At 49.5% G+C, this 16,962-nt stretch carries 15 protein-coding genes; 12 read left to right on the forward strand and 3 right to left on the reverse strand.

Annotated elements, in window-relative coordinates; genetic code table 11:
* The first annotated feature begins 193 nt into the window (after positions 1–193).
* Positions 194–484: a hypothetical protein gene (locus ACI1P2_RS29185; protein ID WP_408976377.1), complete on the forward strand. Its 291-nt coding sequence runs from the start codon at positions 194–196 to the stop codon at positions 482–484.
* 321 nt (positions 485–805) lie between these two features.
* Here the strand turns inward: ACI1P2_RS29185 and ACI1P2_RS29190 are convergent, their stop codons facing one another.
* The 3 genes from ACI1P2_RS29190 to ACI1P2_RS29200 form a co-directional block, all read right to left on the reverse strand.
* Positions 806–1,219, reverse strand: coding sequence for a YmaF family protein (locus tag ACI1P2_RS29190; protein ID WP_355326694.1), 414 nt, complete (start codon positions 1,217–1,219; stop codon positions 806–808).
* Positions 1,220–1,278: 59 nt separating this feature from the next.
* Positions 1,279–2,097, reverse strand: a complete 819-nt coding sequence (locus ACI1P2_RS29195) for a DUF2935 domain-containing protein (protein WP_355326697.1) — start codon at positions 2,095–2,097, stop codon at positions 1,279–1,281.
* A 513-nt stretch (positions 2,098–2,610) separates the two neighbouring features.
* Positions 2,611–2,946: a hypothetical protein gene (locus ACI1P2_RS29200; protein WP_355326700.1), complete on the reverse strand. Its 336-nt coding sequence runs from the start codon at positions 2,944–2,946 to the stop codon at positions 2,611–2,613.
* A gap of 357 nt (positions 2,947–3,303) precedes the next feature.
* On the opposite strand from ACI1P2_RS29200, the gene ACI1P2_RS29205 reads away from it, so the two are divergent.
* The 11 genes from ACI1P2_RS29205 to ACI1P2_RS29255 all read left to right on the forward strand — a co-directional run bounded on the left by ACI1P2_RS29205 (position 3,304) and on the right by ACI1P2_RS29255 (position 16,872).
* Positions 3,304–4,056: a MerR family transcriptional regulator gene (locus ACI1P2_RS29205; RefSeq protein ID WP_355326735.1), complete on the forward strand. Its 753-nt coding sequence runs from the start codon at positions 3,304–3,306 to the stop codon at positions 4,054–4,056.
* A 252-nt stretch (positions 4,057–4,308) separates the two neighbouring features.
* Positions 4,309–7,980 carry a nitrate reductase subunit alpha gene (locus ACI1P2_RS29210; protein WP_355326706.1) on the forward strand — a complete coding sequence of 1,224 codons (3,672 nt, stop codon included), beginning with the start codon at positions 4,309–4,311 and terminating at the stop codon, positions 7,978–7,980.
* A complete protein-coding gene (narH, locus tag ACI1P2_RS29215; RefSeq protein WP_355326709.1) occupies positions 7,970–9,544 on the forward strand; it encodes a nitrate reductase subunit beta in 1,575 nt (524 codons plus the stop codon). Before ACI1P2_RS29210 ends, narH begins: the two co-directional genes overlap by 11 nt.
* Entirely contained in the window at positions 9,537–10,100 is a 564-nt protein-coding gene (gene narJ / locus ACI1P2_RS29220) for a nitrate reductase molybdenum cofactor assembly chaperone (RefSeq protein ID WP_355326712.1), read from the forward strand. Before narH ends, narJ begins: the two co-directional genes overlap by 8 nt.
* On the forward strand, positions 10,100–10,786 hold the full coding sequence (narI, locus tag ACI1P2_RS29225; protein WP_355326715.1) for a respiratory nitrate reductase subunit gamma: 687 nt from the start codon (positions 10,100–10,102) through the stop codon (positions 10,784–10,786). Before narJ ends, narI begins: the two co-directional genes overlap by 1 nt.
* Positions 10,787–10,858: 72 nt before the next feature.
* The gene (locus ACI1P2_RS29230; RefSeq protein ID WP_355326718.1) at positions 10,859–11,320 is read left to right on the forward strand and encodes a GAF domain-containing protein; all 462 of its coding nucleotides are present in this window, start codon (positions 10,859–10,861) and stop codon (positions 11,318–11,320) included.
* A gap of 35 nt (positions 11,321–11,355) precedes the next feature.
* Positions 11,356–12,387 (forward strand): sensor histidine kinase, encoded by a 1,032-nt coding sequence (locus ACI1P2_RS29235; RefSeq protein WP_355326738.1) that lies wholly within the window; start codon positions 11,356–11,358, stop codon positions 12,385–12,387.
* Positions 12,388–12,393: 6 nt separating this feature from the next.
* Complete coding sequence (locus ACI1P2_RS29240; RefSeq protein WP_355326741.1) at positions 12,394–13,041, forward strand: response regulator transcription factor; 648 nt, start codon at positions 12,394–12,396, stop codon at positions 13,039–13,041.
* A 222-nt stretch (positions 13,042–13,263) separates the two neighbouring features.
* Positions 13,264–14,781, forward strand: a complete 1,518-nt coding sequence (locus ACI1P2_RS29245; protein WP_355326721.1) for a nitrate/nitrite transporter — start codon at positions 13,264–13,266, stop codon at positions 14,779–14,781.
* A 209-nt stretch (positions 14,782–14,990) separates the two neighbouring features.
* Positions 14,991–16,007 (forward strand): GTP 3',8-cyclase MoaA, encoded by a 1,017-nt coding sequence (gene moaA / locus ACI1P2_RS29250; protein WP_355326724.1) that lies wholly within the window; start codon positions 14,991–14,993, stop codon positions 16,005–16,007.
* Between the two features lie 151 nt (positions 16,008–16,158).
* Positions 16,159–16,872 carry a YwiC-like family protein gene (locus tag ACI1P2_RS29255; protein ID WP_355326727.1) on the forward strand — a complete coding sequence of 238 codons (714 nt, stop codon included), beginning with the start codon at positions 16,159–16,161 and terminating at the stop codon, positions 16,870–16,872.
* The last annotated feature ends 90 nt before the right edge of the window (positions 16,873–16,962 follow it).

A 16,962-nucleotide genomic window follows, 5' to 3' on the forward strand; every position in this document is an offset into this window, starting at 1 on the left:
TGAGGGTGACTGGAAGCTGGCGTTCACTGTTGATGAAGACAAGGCATCCCAACCCTCTAGTACTTTCTCTCTTCAGATCGATCCTTCTGCGATGAACGGCTTTGATTTTGTACCGACAAGCTTAAGCTTTACTCCCAGCAGTATCATTGTACAAACTTCGGGGCAGTCGACAGACTACATTGCAGGTAAAGCCATGCTGCTTGACAATGCCAAGCTAAGAGTGGGGAATCTTACCCTTAACGGCTATTATTCAAAAGACAGTAACCGGCTGATATTTATGCTGGATCAACCCTACCAGGATTACTCCGATGAGCCGGTTACGCTTGTATTGGATAAAGCCTGGGTTGTTCATGAAGACCTTGCACGAAATTGGACTGCCCTGAAGGAACCTTCTGAAAAAGAGCAAACGGCTGAATACAGGCTGGATGATGATCATGTGATTCAATACAACTATTATCGCAAGGGCAGCGGGCAATTGTCGTAACCAAGCTCAAGGAAGGCAGCAGTACACCATTTAGCTTCCATAGAACGGGTCTTAAGGTTAACGGACAATTGGTTGAGCCCGACAGCAACCAATCCCGGAACTCAGGAGAGACTAAGAGATTTGATTTCTATGACAACATACCGGAAGGGGCTGAGGTTGAGATTAATCCAGGTCTCTATCTGGTACAAGACGACAATTATTCTCAGGAAATCAAACTTAAATGATTACTTGCTTTGAAGGCAGTGCGAGAGATGTTCCTCATTAGAGGGAACGTCTTTGCTGTTACAGGAGAGTTTTTCACTCGCCATTTTTAAAATTATTCTAGACTTCGTTGCCTGTTCTGCCTTGATAGCTGTGGGTATGCGGAATTCTGCCGTTCACGGTAGTGTAACCCTCAAAATAGTGGTAATGCCCGCCGCTTGGCAAAGGAACGGCGGGGCCTGTGGTTCCTTTTAGCAAATGAACATGCTGGTCATTAAAAGTGGTTTCTATATTATAGTGGTGAACATGGGGGATTCCGGTGGGAGCCGGTTCTGTAGTTCCTGCATACTGGTGGTAATGCCCTACGTCAAAAGAGGTTTTTCCTGCCATGGGGTGAACATGCATGTTTACCGGCCTTCCATCCCAAGAGGTGATCACGAGTTTGTGATCATGCTCGGACTTGTGATCATGGTCAGATTTGTGATCTTGCTCAGAAGTGTGGTCATGCTCCGAGTCGGAGTTGGATCTGTTCATACATAACAGTATCCCTTTAACTGGTATTTGCATCAAAAATCCTCCATTCTAATCGTTAATCAGAACAAGATTTCTCTTTTGTTTACCTTTATACCCGACAAGGACCTCTCAAACATATCCAGAATAAACAGGAAACGCTCTGCTTCCCGGAATACATGATCTGCCAATAAAGGGTGAATAATGCTTTTTATGCGGCATTCCTCGATTAAATCACGTGCTGTTTTTTTGAAATCCCGCAAAGATTTTACGGATACTCGATTCTCGTCAACAAATTGACTCAGCAAAGGAATGGTCTGTGATTGCGGACGCATTGAACTTAAATCAATCGCTTGATACATGAGGGTATCAAAATCATTACTAAACTCCCTTGCTTGTTCAACCAGTTTCCGTTCAGATGGATCGAGTAAATGACCAATAAACTTTGCGTGGTCCGCCATTATTTTCAGAAAGAAAATATTCTCATCAATGATTGCGTCGTGTAATGGTTCGAGTCTTCCGGAATTAAGTTCCTCAAGCCGGTTTCTAAAGTAGTTAGCTTCCCGGCTGACGTGATCGACCAATAAGGGGAAGTTGTTTTGACCAGGAAGTTTACATTGGAGAATAAGCCCTAATACCCTTCTTTTAAAGGCCCAAATATGAACGGCGGCATTGCGTACTTCAGTATTAAATTCTCTGATGGTTTGCGGATCGGTACTTAAACCGAACTCATGAGATCTTCTTTCAATGTCCTCAAAAATAGCTTGATGCTGCTGAGCCTCTTGGATTAATTGTGTGTCTTCACACCTAAAACCCAAACGAAGGAACAAAGCGTGTTCTTTCATCACCCGGGACCAGAAACGGATTTCGTCAAGTGATCGGGCCACAAATGCATCTGACAATGATATCCCCCCTTAATAGAGCATTCCTCAATCGAATAGGCTACTAAAAAGATATGTAGTTCGCTTGTACCAGTATGCAGGCAGGGAACTGATAAATGACAATCTGTTAAATCAAAACACGGTAAATCATGTACTACACCTTGACGGACTATCAATATCTACTGCCAGCCTTTATTTGATTCTTCCTCAACTTCATATCCGGAGGAGCAAGTTCGTTGAGCCTTAGTTAAAGAAGAAGCAAGTCCCCTTGCCATTTTGTTGGCAAGGATGGCTGTGGATTTAAAAATCGATAACCGAAAAATTATATGTAGCCAGCTTGTTCCAGTATGCAGGAAAGCGGGATATGTGAAATCTGTCCAATAAAAGCATTGTAATCAGGAGAATCGGAAGGAAGTTTACTAACATTGGCTCATGGAGGTGAGGCAACGAGCTGGCTGAACAGGAGCGGAAAAATCAATAACTTTAAACCAAAAGCCCTGTATCCCGGTTTTTTTAGAATGTGAATTTCAGTAATCATAATACACCAAACACTTTTAAGGCTTCGATAAACGAGTACAGGGCGTAGATACCTAAAGATGAGAATAAGAAAAAACCACAAAGAAATCCAACCATGTCACCCAAACCATATCTCCCTGCTATGCGTATGAGTCTAAATCTATTACCACAAGAAGGACAAAACATTGCGCTTCTTGATACTCTGTGACCACAATCATTACATACATATTTGCGATTAATTGTCTTTTGTGAGTTCCGGCGAACTGCATTAATAGCGGCTATGAAAAAACCGATGGCAAATATAAAGTAAATTAAAGTAAAAATTCCTGGTGCTATTACATCGAGTAAACCCAACCTTGGTCCTCCTTATTTTAAAGGAAATAAACTCTATATCGGTATTATCGGAAGGAAGCGAAAAGCGAATTAGTGAAAATATGTTACCCGTAGGAATGTGTAAATAAAGGGAAATCTCACTGGTTGTAATCAAGTGAACTGATTATAGTCTATCAGGCATAGGAATATCTTTCTATATTAAATTACAAAGTAAATATACAGGATCAAAAAAACAATAAGTTAAAAGCAAAGCTTGCTTAACGGGCTTTTACAATTTTCAAATGTTTAGTTAATAGAGTTCTCGTATTTTTCACGAAGAAATTGTCTTGACCCTCCTCTTAGGGCAGACTTTAAAGTGGAAACAGGGAGGTGAAGGACATTCTATACACAGTAAAAGAAGTATCGGAGCTGTCCAATGTCACGATTAAGACGCTTCATCATTATCACAAAATCGGACTATTGCTGCCTTGCAAGGTCAATGAGTCCGGTTACAGGCTGTACAGTATGAAAGAGCTGGAACGTTTGCAGCAGATTTTGTTTTACAGAGAACTGGATATCCCATTGGATGAAATTAAAAAATTGCTGGAGGATCATTCAGAGCGGTTATCCATTCTTTTGCACCAGGAGGAGCTCCTTCTCGCCCGCAGAAAGAGGTTGGACACCATTTTTCTAACGATAGGGAAGTCTATAGCTTCGTTAAAGAATGGAGAAACCATGGATCAGAAGGACATGTTTAAAGGCTTTGCAAACGCAGAAGAGTGGAATGATGCGCTGAGCGGTCAAAATGAACATTTGGAAGTAACGTACGGCATGGAGGCATTTCAGGTCGAACAAAAGGATGTGGAGAGGCTGAATGATCAAGCCGCCGAAGCGGCCGCTTTCATGGGCGAAATGGTCCGTTCTTTGCAATCAGGCATCAAGCATGATGATGAGCAAACAAAAAGCTTGATCGGCAATCATTTGGAATTTTTGAACAAGCATGGACACAAAATTTCGGCCGAGGATTTTGTCGCACAAACGCGATTTTTCCTCAGCGACGAGTTTCATCTTCGTATGCTGGAAGACCAGCAGACCGGGCTGGCTTATTATCTGTACGCGGCTGCGGAGGTATTTGCCGGTGCAAATCCATAAACCAAATTACCTATAACAGTCGGGTTGGGTAGTTATACAGGAACTGCAGAGATATTTCTGCGGTTCTTTTTTTGTGCCTAAACCAAGCCGCTTCTATGCTCTATTTCACAGAATGAGGGATTTCCCTGTCCGCTTTAGGATATTCCCTAATGGGAACAGGAGCGGGAGAAAGGGATAATGGCAGTAATCGAGTGAATCAACAATGGAATCATTATAAGTTTCTTGTATTCCGCAAAGGAGAGTTCGGACTTGATGAGAAAAAAACATCTTAACTTCTTCAAACCTGTCGAAAGCTATTCCGATAGCTGGTCCATTCTGGAAGAAAAAAATAGAGAATGGGAGAATGTATACCGCCAGCGCTGGTCCCACGACAAAGTGGTCCGTACGACACATGGCGTCAACTGTACCGGATCCTGCAGCTGGAAGGTTTTTGTGAAAAACGGCATTATTACGTGGGAAAATCAACAAATCGATTATCCGTCCTGCGGCGCCGACATGCCTGAGTTTGAGCCGCGCGGCTGCCCGCGGGGAGCGTCGTTCTCCTGGTACGAATACAGCCCGCTGCGCGTGAAATTTCCATATATCCGCGGCAAGCTGTGGCGTCTCTGGCAGGCAGCGTTGGCCGAGCATGACAATCCCGTAGATGCATGGGCGAGCATTGTGGAAGATCCGAAGAAAGCAAAGTTTTACAAGTCAGCACGTGGCAAAGGCGGCCACATCCGTGTCAAATGGGAAGATGCACTGCACCTTATTTCGGCGCAATTAATCTACACCATCCGTAAATACGGGCCTGACCGCATTGCCGGCTTCACGCCGATTCCTGCAATGTCGATGGTCAGCTATGCATCCGGTGCCCGCTTTATCTCCCTGCTTGGCGGGGAAATGCTGAGCTTTTATGACTGGTATGCCGATCTGCCGCCGGCTTCTCCGCAAATCTGGGGCGAGCAGACGGATGTGCCGGAGTCCTCGGACTGGTATAACGCAGGTTACCTGATCATGTGGGGCTCCAATGTGCCGCTTACACGGACACCCGACGCCCACTTTATGACAGAGGTGCGGTATAAGGGAACCAAGGTGGTGTCGGTGGCACCGGATCATGCGGAGAACGTAAAGTTTGCCGACAACTGGCTCGCCCCTAATCCCGGTACGGATGCAGCGTTGGCCCAGGCTATGACTCATGTCATTTTGGATGAATTCTATCATGTACGCAAAGAACCGATGTTCATCAACTACGCCAAGCAGTATACGGATATGCCGTTTCTGATTTTGCTTGATCCGCACGAGAACGTCTGGAAAGGCGGCCGCTTCCTGCGCGCAAGCGATCTCGGGGAGACCTCGCCACATGCGGAATGGAAGCCGGTCATCTATGATGAGGCTGCTGATGAATGTATGGTTCCGAACGGCACGATGGGACAGCGCTGGGAGCAGGACAAGAAGTGGAATCTGATTTTGGAGCGTGAGGACGGAACGAAGGTCGAGCCCGCGCTTACAGTTGAGGGACATGGAGAGCAGTGGCTGGAAATCGCATTCCCGTACTTTGACAATACCGGCAATGGGACCTTCAAGCGAGTGATTCCTGTCATGAAGATACAAATGGCGGACGGCACGGAGCGGTATGCGGCGACCGTGTACGATCTGATGATGAGCCAGTACGGAGTTGCGCGCATCGATAGCCCGTTAAACAGCAAAGGGTATGATGATGAAGCGTCCCATTACACCCCAGCCTGGCAGGAGAAAATCACTGGCGTGAAGGCGTCCGTGGTCGTGCAGATCGCCCGTGAATTTGCGCAGAACGCCATCGATACAGAGGGCCGCTCCATGATCATTATGGGGGCGGGCATCAATCACTGGTTCAACAGCGATACCATTTACCGTGCCGTGCTGAATCTGGTCGTACTGACTGCATCTCAAGGCGTGAACGGCGGCGGGTGGGCCCATTATGTCGGACAGGAAAAATGCCGTCCGATTGAAGGCTGGTCAGCCGTAGCCTTTGCGAAAGACTGGCAGGGAGCTGCCCGTCAGCAGAATGCCACCTCCTTCTTTTATTTTGCGACAGAACAATGGCGTTATGAAGAAAGCGGCACGGACACGCTGAAGTCGCCTACGGGGGGAGAAGTTCGCTATCAGCATCCGGCGGATTACAATGTGCTTGCCGCAAGACTGGGCTGGCTGCCCTCATATCCGCAGTTCGACAAAAACAGCCTGATGTTCGCCGAAGAGGCAGTACAGCAGGGGAAAAAGACGAACGAAGATATTATCGCCCACGCCGTGGAGCAGATCAAAGGCCGTACCACCCGCTTTGCCGTGGAGGACCCCGGTGCGCAGCAGAACTACCCACGCTCACTGTTCGTGTGGCGCTCGAATCTGATCTCCAGCTCGGCGAAGGGGCAGGAATATTTCATGAAGCATCTGCTTGGAGCATCCGATGCGCTGCTGGCCCGTCCGAATGAGGAGCAGAAGCCGGAAGAGATCGTGTGGCGTGAAGATGTCGAAGGCAAGCTTGATCTGCTGGTTGCCCTCGATTTCCGCATGACGACAACCCCGCTCTATGCGGATATTGTATTGCCGGCGGCCACTTGGTATGAAAAAACGGACCTGTCCTCCACCGACATGCATCCCTTCGTGCATCCGTTCAACCCTGCGGTCAATCCGTTGTGGGAGTCACGGTCTGACTGGGATATTTATCGCTCGCTTGCCAAGGTTTTCTCGGAAATGGCGGCAGCGCATTTGCCCGGAGTTTACAAGGATCTCGTGACATCTCCACTTGGTCATGATTCGGTCGGGGAAATTGCACAGCCGCTCGGGGCCGTAAAGGATTGGGCGAAAGGAGAGATTGAAGCGGTACCGGGTAAAACGATGCCAAACTTCAGTATTGTAGAGCGCGATTATACCAAAATTTACGATAAATACACTTCGCTTGGCCCGAATCTTGTGAAAGGAAAAATAGGGGCCCATGGCATCAGCTTCTCTGTTGCTGACGAATATGAGGAGCTGAAACGGCTCAACGGCACCCATGATGACGAATCCATTAAAAGCGGATTGCCAAAGCTGGAGACAGCCCGCCAAGCGGCGGATACGATTCTTCATTTGTCCTCCGCGACGAATGGACGTGTGTCGCAAAAAGCCTATGAGCAGGCGGAGCAGGATTCCGGTGTACCGCTCAAGGATATATCTGCCGACCGGGCAGCCGAAAAAATCACGTTCCATAGCATTACGGCACAGCCGCGTGAAGTGATCCCGACACCGGTGTTCAGCGGCTCGAACAAGCAGGGGCGCCGCTACTCGCCGTTTACGACGAATATTGAACGGCTTGTGCCGTTCCGGACGCTGACCGGAAGACAGCATTTCTATATCGATCACGAAATCTTCCTGCAGTTTGGTGAGGCTCTGCCGGTTTATAAGCCGACGCTTCCGCCTATGGTATTCGGTCCGCGAGATAAAGAAATCAAGGGCGGGCAGGACTCGCTGGTACTGCGGTATTTGACTCCGCACGGTAAATGGAATATCCACTCCACCTACCAGGACAACCAGCACATGCTGACCCTGTTCCGCGGGGGACCGGTCGTATGGATCAACAACGAGGACGCACAGTCGCACGGGCTGGCGGATAACGACTGGGTGGAAGTATACAACCGGAACGGCGTGGTGACAGCACGAGCGGTGGTCAGCCACAGGATGCCGCGCGGCACCATGTTCATGTACCACGCCCAGGACAAACATATTCAGGTGCCGGGCTCCGAAATCACGGATACGCGCGGCGGCAGCCACAATGCGCCTACCCGGATTCATCTGAAGCCGACCCAGATGGTCGGCGGTTATGCGCAGCTCAGCTACGGGTTCAACTATTACGGTCCGATCGGTAACCAGCGTGATGTCTACGTGGCGGTCCGTAAAATGAAGGAGGTCAACTGGCTTGAAAATTAAAGCACAAATCGGAATGGTATTGAACCTGGATAAATGCATCGGCTGTCATACATGCAGCGTTACTTGCAAAACAACCTGGACGAACCGTAAAGGCGCGGAGTATATGTGGTTCAACAATGTAGAGACCAAGCCGGGCATCGGTTATCCCAAGCGGTGGGAGGATCAGGAGGTATATAAGGGAGGCTGGCAGCTCAAAAAGGGGAAATTGGAGCTGAAATCCGGCAGCAAGCTGTCCAAGGTGGCCTTCGGTAAAATCTTTTACAACCCCGATATGCCTGAAATGAAGGATTATTATGAGCCATGGACTTACAATTACGAGCATTTGACAAATGCGAAAGAGCAGAAGCATTCGCCGGTGGCGCGGGCACATTCCGCCGTAACCGGTGAGAAAATGGATCTGGATTGGGGGCCCAACTGGGAGGATGACCTCGCGGGTGCGCATGTCACCGGACCGCAGGACCCGAATATTCAGAAGATTGAAGAAGAAATTAAGTTCAATTTCGAGAAATCCTTTATGATCTATCTTCCGCGGCTGTGCGAGCATTGCCTGAATCCGGGCTGTGTGGCCTCCTGCCCTTCGGGCGCCATGTATAAACGGGACGAGGACGGCATTGTCCTCGTCGACCAGGAGGCTTGCCGCGGTTGGAGATACTGCATGACAGGCTGTCCGTACAAAAAAGTGTATTTCAACTGGCAGACGAACAAGGCGGAGAAATGCACCTTCTGCTTCCCGCGTGTCGAAGCCGGTCTGCCGACGGTGTGCTCGGAGACGTGTACAGGCAGAATCCGCTATCTGGGCGTTCTGCTGTATGATGCCGACCGTGTACAGGAAGCCGCTTCGGTTGAGGATGAGAAGGATCTGTACAAAGCGCAGCTTGACCTGTTTCTGGACCCACATGATCCGGAAATCATCGCTCAGGCGAAGAGAGACGGCATTTCGGCGGACTGGATTGAAGCAGCCCAGAATTCGCCGGTTTACAAGCTTGCGATCGAGTATAAGCTGGCGTTCCCGCTTCATCCCGAATACCGCACGCTGCCCATGGTCTGGTATGTGCCGCCGCTCAGCCCGATTATGAACTATTTTGAAGGAAAGGATTCCATCAGCAATCCAGACTTGATTTTCCCGGCCATTGAAGAAATGCGTACGCCGATTCAATACCTGGCTAATATGCTCACGGCAGGGGATACGCAGGCGGTAAAAGAAGCCTTGCAGCGGATGGCCATGATGCGGTCCTACATGCGCGCCCATTCGACCGGACAGGAATTTGATCAGAGCCGGCTTGAGCGCCTGGGCTTGACGGCCCGCCAGACGGAGCAGATGTACCGGCTGCTCGCCATCGCCAAGTATGAGGATCGGTTCGTGATTCCAACTTCACATAAAGAAGCCCATATGAATCCGTATCGTGCACAAGGCGCGGCCGGTTATGGCGACACGCTTGGAGGTCCGGTGACGGGAGGCGGCTGCAGCGGCTGTGCGGCCATAAATCCGATGAGCACCGGAACGGAAAAGACGGGTAAGCAATTGTACGAAGAGAATTTTTATGGAGGGATATGGCGTGATTGATGTAAAAACACTCTATGATCTTAAGCCGTCCTTCGGATTTTTCTCCCGTCAGCTGATGTATCCGGACAAGACGGATTTTCATCCGGATTTCCTGGAGAGGTCCTTCCTCCCCGGAAATCCGGGTTATACGCACGCTCGCGCTTATTGGTCCCTTATGCAGGAACTCAGCCTGGAAGAAATTCAGGAAATGTACACTTCCACCTTCGATTTCAATAAAGATTGTGCGCTGTATATGACGTATTTCAAATATGAGGATGCCAAAGAGCGTGGACAAATGCTGGCAAGACTGAAAATACTCTATGAAATGTTCGGCCTTGAAATGCCGGAAGAGGAGCTGCCCGATTATCTTCCGCTGATGTGCGAGTTTCTGTACGCCGCCGAGTGGATGGCGAATCCGCAGGCACCCGAGAATTTCCGAATGCTGATTGCCATCCTGGAGGACGGCACCTATCATTTGCTCAAGGCCTTGGAGAACAAGCACAGTCCCTACTTTCATCTGGTAAAGGGGCTCCGCGAAACGCTTAAAGCGAGTGTGAGACAGGAGGAGGCCCGTTAATGGCGATGCTTGAACAATTTTTATGGGTGATTTACCCTTATGTATGTTTGGTTATATTTATCGTCGGACATATCTTCCGCTATCGAACAGACCAATTCAATTGGACGGCGAAATCGAGCGAATTTATTGAGAAAAAGCAATTAATGGCCGGAAGCCTGCTGTTCCATCTCGGGATTATCCCGGTTATCATGGGGCACGTTGCAGGACTTGGCATCCCGAAATCGTGGATGCGGGCGCTTGGTGTAGATGATCATCTATACCACATTGGCGCGGTTTATGTGGGAGGCTTTTTTGGCGTCATCACGCTTCTGGGCATGCTCATTCTCACCTGGCGCCGTTTCACCCTCCGTAATGTGCGCCGTTTAAGCTCCGCCTCCGATCTGGTCGTCAATGCCTTATTGCTGCTGATTGTTTTTATGGGCATGTACGCCACCCTTGTGACCAATGCCGTACAACCTGAGTTCGATTACCGCGAGACGATTTCGATCTGGTTCCGCGGCCTGTTTGTGCTCAGTCCGGATGCCTCCCTGATGCGGGAAGTGCCGCTGTCCTTCAAGCTGCACGCGCTTGCGGGTTTTACCATTTTCGCTTTCTGGCCGTTCACCCGTCTGGTGCATGTGTGGAGTGTTCCATTGAATTATATCAGTAGAAGTTATATTCTTTATAGAAGACATAGATCTAACTAGAAAAGCGGGCCTGGCCCGCTGTTCCAGTTTATGCAAATAGCTGGGTGAAGATTAAATTAGGAGATTAAACTGATGAATAATAAGGTGGATTATCAACGGAAGCTTGACCAGGTCCGCGAAGCATTCGGTTACGATTTCATGGCTCTTTCTCTTGTAGAATCCGAAGAGTACCATTATGTGCTCAAATGGAAATACGCCTCAGGCAACCTGAATGACCGCTTCCGGCGCATTGTGCTGCAATCCGGCAAGGGGATAGCGGGAATCGTGTTCAAAACGGGGAAGCCGCTGTTAATTCCATCCGTTCATCAACAGTTGGGTTTGGAAAGTCTGTTTAATTACCCTATAGTACAGTCGGAAAAGCTGAGGAGCCTCTGGGCCGTGCCGTTATGGAATGACGCCCGCGTAGCGGGGGTGCTGCTGGGCGGCTTTCGCGGCGAGGAACGGCGTGTAACGGAGGAAATGCTTAAAGCCATGGTGGAATATGCACGGGGCGGATTCGGAGATTTAAACGGGAAGGAACTGATGGCCAATTGACAACACAAGCAGAGGCAGGCCAGTTGATTCCGATGATGATGAAGCTGTTTGAAAACAGCATTGAAGCGATCTTCTTTTTCAATAAGGAAGGAAAGACCCTCGCAATGAACCCGGCCGCCGAGCAAATTGTCGGTGATGAGGTGATCATGCAGCTTTACCGAGGGGCAGATCAGGCTTTATGCGGCACCTGCCGGGGCTATACAAGCGAGACGGAGAATCGTACCTGCCTGGATTGTTTTTTCAGCATGCCGGAAAATGAGGAATTCTCGTCTTTTCAGGTCTATATGGAAACGAAGGGCAAGGGGGTCGTGCCTTATGCCGCTTCCTTCCATACCGTTGATCAAGAGAATGGCATCCGTGTGTTTATGCTGAGGGATTTGACAAGACAGTTCCAGACCCAGGAAAGATTCTTTCAAAATAAAATGATGAAGCACGTGATTGAAGCGCAGGAGAATGAGCGCAAACGGATTTCCCGTGAGCTGCATGACAGTGTGGCGCAGGAGCTGATGAGCGCCGTCGTTGATATGAGGGTGCTCAAATATGTGACGGATGATGATCAGGTGCTCAAAAAAGTGAAGCAAACCGAGGCTTCCATGATGAGGCTGCTTGATGATATCCGCAATCTCTCCGTCGAGCTTCGCCCGGCCGCCCTGGATGATCTGGGGCTGGAAGCTGCTTTTCGCACTTATTTCAAACGGATTGAACAAAGCTACGGGCTTGTCATTCAATTTGTATCCAATCTTTCCCGAAAGCGCTATGGCAGTGAAGTGGAGACAGTTATTTACCGGGTCTGCCAGGAAGCTGTATTAAATGCATTAAAATATGCTCATGTGGACAGTGTGACTGTCACTTTAACAGAGATCGGCCGCAACCTGCAGCTGATTATTGAAGATGAAGGAGCCGGCTTTGATCTGCAAGGCGAGCCGATCGGCACCGGGCTCGGGTTATTTGGCATGCAGGAGCGGGCTGAGCTGGTCGGAGGCAGCTTCAGTGTGTTTTCAGAGATCGGGAAAGGCACAAGGGTTTTTCTGCAGGTTCCGGTCGGTCACGGTGAAGGGGAGGAATAAGACTTGATAAAAATAGTCATTGCGGATGACCATGCGATCGTACGGAGCGGCTTTTCCATGATCCTGAATTTTCAGGAAGACATGGAGGTCATCGGCGGGGCGGCTGACGGCCTGGAGGCCTATTCCCTGGTGGCAAAGCTGCGGCCGGACGTGCTCATTATGGATCTCAGCATGCCTCCGGGGGAAAGCGGATTGATCGCCACCGGCAAGATCAAGGAGGAATTCCCGGATACCAAAATTCTGATTCTGACGATGCATGATGATGAGGAATATCTGTTTCATGTGCTCAAAAACGGCGCTTCTGGTTATGTATTGAAGAATGCGCCGGATGAAGAGCTGCTGTTGGCCATCCGCACCATTTACCGGGGTGAGACTTATATACATCCCAAAATGGCCACCTCGCTGGTGCGGGAATTTTTCAAGAAGGACAAGACGGCTGAACCTGCGGATATGTTCGACCTGCTGTCCAACCGCGAGCTGGAAATCCTGCCATTGATCGCTAAAGGCTACGGCAACAAGGAAATCGCCGAAATGATCTTCGTGTCGGTAAAGACGGTGGAGGCCCACAAAGCCAAAATCATGGAGAAACTGAACCTGAAAAGCCGGCCCGAGCTGGTAGAGTATGCATTAAAGAAAAAAATGCTGGAGTTCTGATCTAAATCCTGATACACCCTGGAATGAACTGGATCCAATGTCGATCCGGTGAATTCCAGGGTGTTTTTTTGCTTTGCCGGAAAGGAGGGGGGAGTTTTAGGGTTTTCCCATTTTTGCAAAGGGAACTCCCTTATATATGGTCTTTTATTCGCCAGCTACAATAGGGACAGAAACTGAGGACCACAATGCTCAGCAAATACAAATAACGAAAAGGTGAGTTCAATGGTTAAAAGACTGCAGCTGCCCCTGCAAACGTTAAATCTGGTTGTCGGGTTCATGGTATGGGTCATCATTTCATCCCTTATGCCTTACATTAAAGAGGATATCGGCATTCCAGCCGACAGACTGGCCATGGTCACCGCCATTCCCGTCGTGCTCGGGTCGGTACTGCGGATTCCGCTCGGCTATTACGCCAATATATTTGGGGCAAGAATCATTTTCATGGTCAGCTTCATTCTGCTTCTTTTTCCCGTCTATTACATAAGCGAAGCGTCTTCATACGCCGATCTGATCATAGGCGGGCTATTCCTTGGCATAGGCGGGGCTGTGTTCTCGGTCGGGGTTACTTCACTGCCGAAGTATTACCCGAAGGAGAAGCTTGGCTTCATCAACGGCATCTATGGCATGGGCAACATCGGAACAGCCATCAGCACATTCTCGGCTCCGATTGTGGCAACACAGATCGGCTGGACGGCGGCGGTGAAGCTGTATCTCATTCTTTTGCTCATATTTATCGTGCTAAATCTGATCTTCGGAGACCGGCATGAAACAAAAGTCAAAACGCCGATTATCGAACAGCTTAAAGGTGTTTACAAAAATGAAAAAATGTGGTTTTTCTCCTTATTTTACTTTATAACGTTCGGCTCGTTTGTTGCATTTACCGTCTACCTGCCGAATTTTCTGGTGTCGAATTTCGGGCTGGACAAAGTCGATGCCGGGATGCGCACCGCCGGTTTTATTGCGCTGGCTACCTTTATGCGTCCGGTCGGCGGCTGGCTGGCGGACCGCTTTCAACCGTTATTCCTGCTGATCGGCACATTTGCCACCTATACATTGGCCGCCATTCTCCTCGCCTTTTCGCCTTCGATCGGGCTGTATACAGTAGGGAGTCTGGCCATTGCGGTTTGTGCGGGAATCGGCAACGGAGTCATTTTCAAGCTGGTGCCTTTTTATTTCAACAAGCAGGCCGGCATCGTGAACGGAATTGTGTCCATGATGGGAGGACTGGGCGGTTTCTTCCCGCCGCTCATGCTGTCGGCCATTCACTCGCTTACAGGCCAATATTCCATCGGATTCATGCTGCTGTCCCAGGTGGCCCTAGCCAGCCTGATCATCGTCGTATGGCTCTATTTCCAGGACCGTCTGGCACTCTCGGCTGAGGTATTCGCATCGACCGGACAGGGAATTTTGGTGACGGATGTGACAGGAACCATCAAGGCGGTCAATCCCGCTTTTTCCAAGCTTACCGGTTACAAGGAAGAAGAGGTGATTGGCAAAAATCCGAACATTCTGAAATCCGGCCGACAGCCAAAAGCATTTTACAGTGAAATGTGGCAGGCGATCAAAAATCACGGCATGTGGCAAGGAGGCATCTGGAACCGCCGCAAAAACGGCGAGGAGTATTTGCAATGGTTGAACATCAGTGCGGTGAAGGACGAGACCGGCGAGGATGTCCGTTATGTAGGCACGTTCAGCGACATCACCGAGCAGCACCGAAAGGGAAAAGAACTCCATTCATAGCTTACTTAAAGTACATGTTCAAAAAGTCAGGTTTTCAGCACCGAGAAGGTTGGATGAAGCCAGGGACTGAGGAGCGGAGCGTACTTGGGGTACGTGAGCACCGGAAGTCCCGGCTGAATTCAAGATTCGATGTCGAGTCCGCTTCCTGACTTGCTTCGTGATCAAAAGATGACTTTTTGAACTACCTCTAAAAGAAGGAAGGTGGCCGCATGAGATCCCACCCACTGAAAGACAGCCTGCTGCGGCCGATTCGCGATTTGCGCCTGTCGGTAACGGACCGCTGTAATTTCCGCTGCACCTATTGCATGCCAAAAGAAGTGTATGGTTCTGATTTTGCGTTTTTGCCCAAGTGTGAGCTGTTATCGTTCGAAGAGATGGAGCGGCTCATCAGGCTCTTTGTTTCCCTTGGAGTGGAGAAAATCCGGCTTACCGGGGGAGAGCCGCTTATGCGGCCCGGTCTTCCCGGATTTATAAACAGAATCCGGTCCATTGCAGGCGTAGAGGACATCGGTTTAACCACCAACGGCTCGCTGCTCGGCCAGCAGGCGCAGCCTCTTTATGAGGCCGGGCTGCGCCGCCTGAACATCAGCCTCGACGCCCTGGACCCCGGGATTTTCGGCCGGATGAACGGCAGAGGGATGGGCCCCGCACACATTCTGGAGCAGATCGAGTATGCCAGGAAGCTTGGTTTTACGGTCAAAGTCAACATGGTTGTACAAAAAGGCGTAAATGACAGCGAGATTTTACCCATGGCAGGTTATTTCAAGGAACGGGGCATTACGCTCCGTTTTATTGAGTTTATGGATGCAGGGAACGGGAACGGCTGGAGTTATGCCGGTGTGGTAACCAAACAGGAGATATTGGACCTGCTCGGAAATGCTTATGAACTGGAGCCTGTGCAACAAAGTTATTTCGGAGAGGTGGCACAACGCTACCGTTACCTGGATGGTTCTGCAGAGGTCGGTTTTATCACCTCGGTAAGCGAAGCCTTTTGCTCATCCTGTACCCGGGCCCGCCTGTCTTCCGATGGAAAGCTCTATACATGCCTTTTTGCAGGCCAAGGTTCTGATCTGCGCCAACTGCTGCGGTCCGGTGCGGATGATCGGCATATGCTCAATACGATTATTGACGTGTGGGAGCGGAGGGCAGACCGGTATTCCGAAGAAAGAACGGAGCAAACCGCCACAAACAGAAACAAAATCGGCATGTCCTATATAGGCGGATGACCGCTGACCGGCTGGCTGGTGACATGGAACTGTCCGTGTTGAGTAGGCAAGGGATTAAACTGCAAAATCACGTGAAAACCTGCACAATTATAGATGCTTAAAGTGAGCGACTTGCCCGAAAAAGCCGACCAAGTGAAAGGAGATTCATGGTATGAACAGGTACATTCCCAAACAGCATGGCGCATGGGTCATGCTCATTCTTCCATTTTTGACGGGACTGGCAGTCAGTGAACCGCGCGGCATTCACATCCCGCTGTTTGTCTGCTGGCTGGTACTCTATTTATTCACTTTCCCCGCGCTGCAGTGGATTAAAACGGGCAAGGGGGACCGGTACCGCAAGCCTGCCGTACTATATGGGGCCATATCGCTGCCTTTGCTAATCTTTCTTGTGTGGAATGAGCCTCGACTCATCTGGTATGGAGCGCTGCTGCTGCCTTTTTTTGCCTTGAATGTGTATTATGCCAGAATCAAACAGGAACGCGCCTTACTGAATGACTTTGCCGCTATATTGCTTTTTTGCTCCTTTATATATCCTGTCGTCTATCTTGGAGGGGGAACGGAGTGGCGGACGGTGAACGAACTGTTTGTTCTGTTGGTGCTCTATTTTGCCGGAACTGCCTTATATGTCAAAACCGTGCTCAGGGAAAAAAACAATCCACGTTACTACTATGCATCTGTCGTTTATCACCTTGTGATTATGCTGGCGGCGGCCTGGATCAAACCGCTGCTGTTTATTCCCTTCCTCATTTTACTATTGCGGGCCGTTTTGCTTCCCGTCCAGGGGTTGAAGGCAAAGCCGACCGGCATTGTGGAGATGGTGTTTGCGGCTGTCCTGTATGGTTCCTTCCTGATTTTATTTGTTTAAAATTCGGCTCCATAGAGCAGCGGTACGATGTCAAGACCCTGAATGAAAGGGATTTTCGCGTGCTGTCACTTTTTCAGGGGGTGGACCGAA

Source organism: Paenibacillus jiangxiensis (assembly GCF_046098255.1).
GTDB classification, from domain to species: domain Bacteria; phylum Bacillota; class Bacilli; order Paenibacillales; family Paenibacillaceae; genus Paenibacillus; species Paenibacillus jiagnxiensis.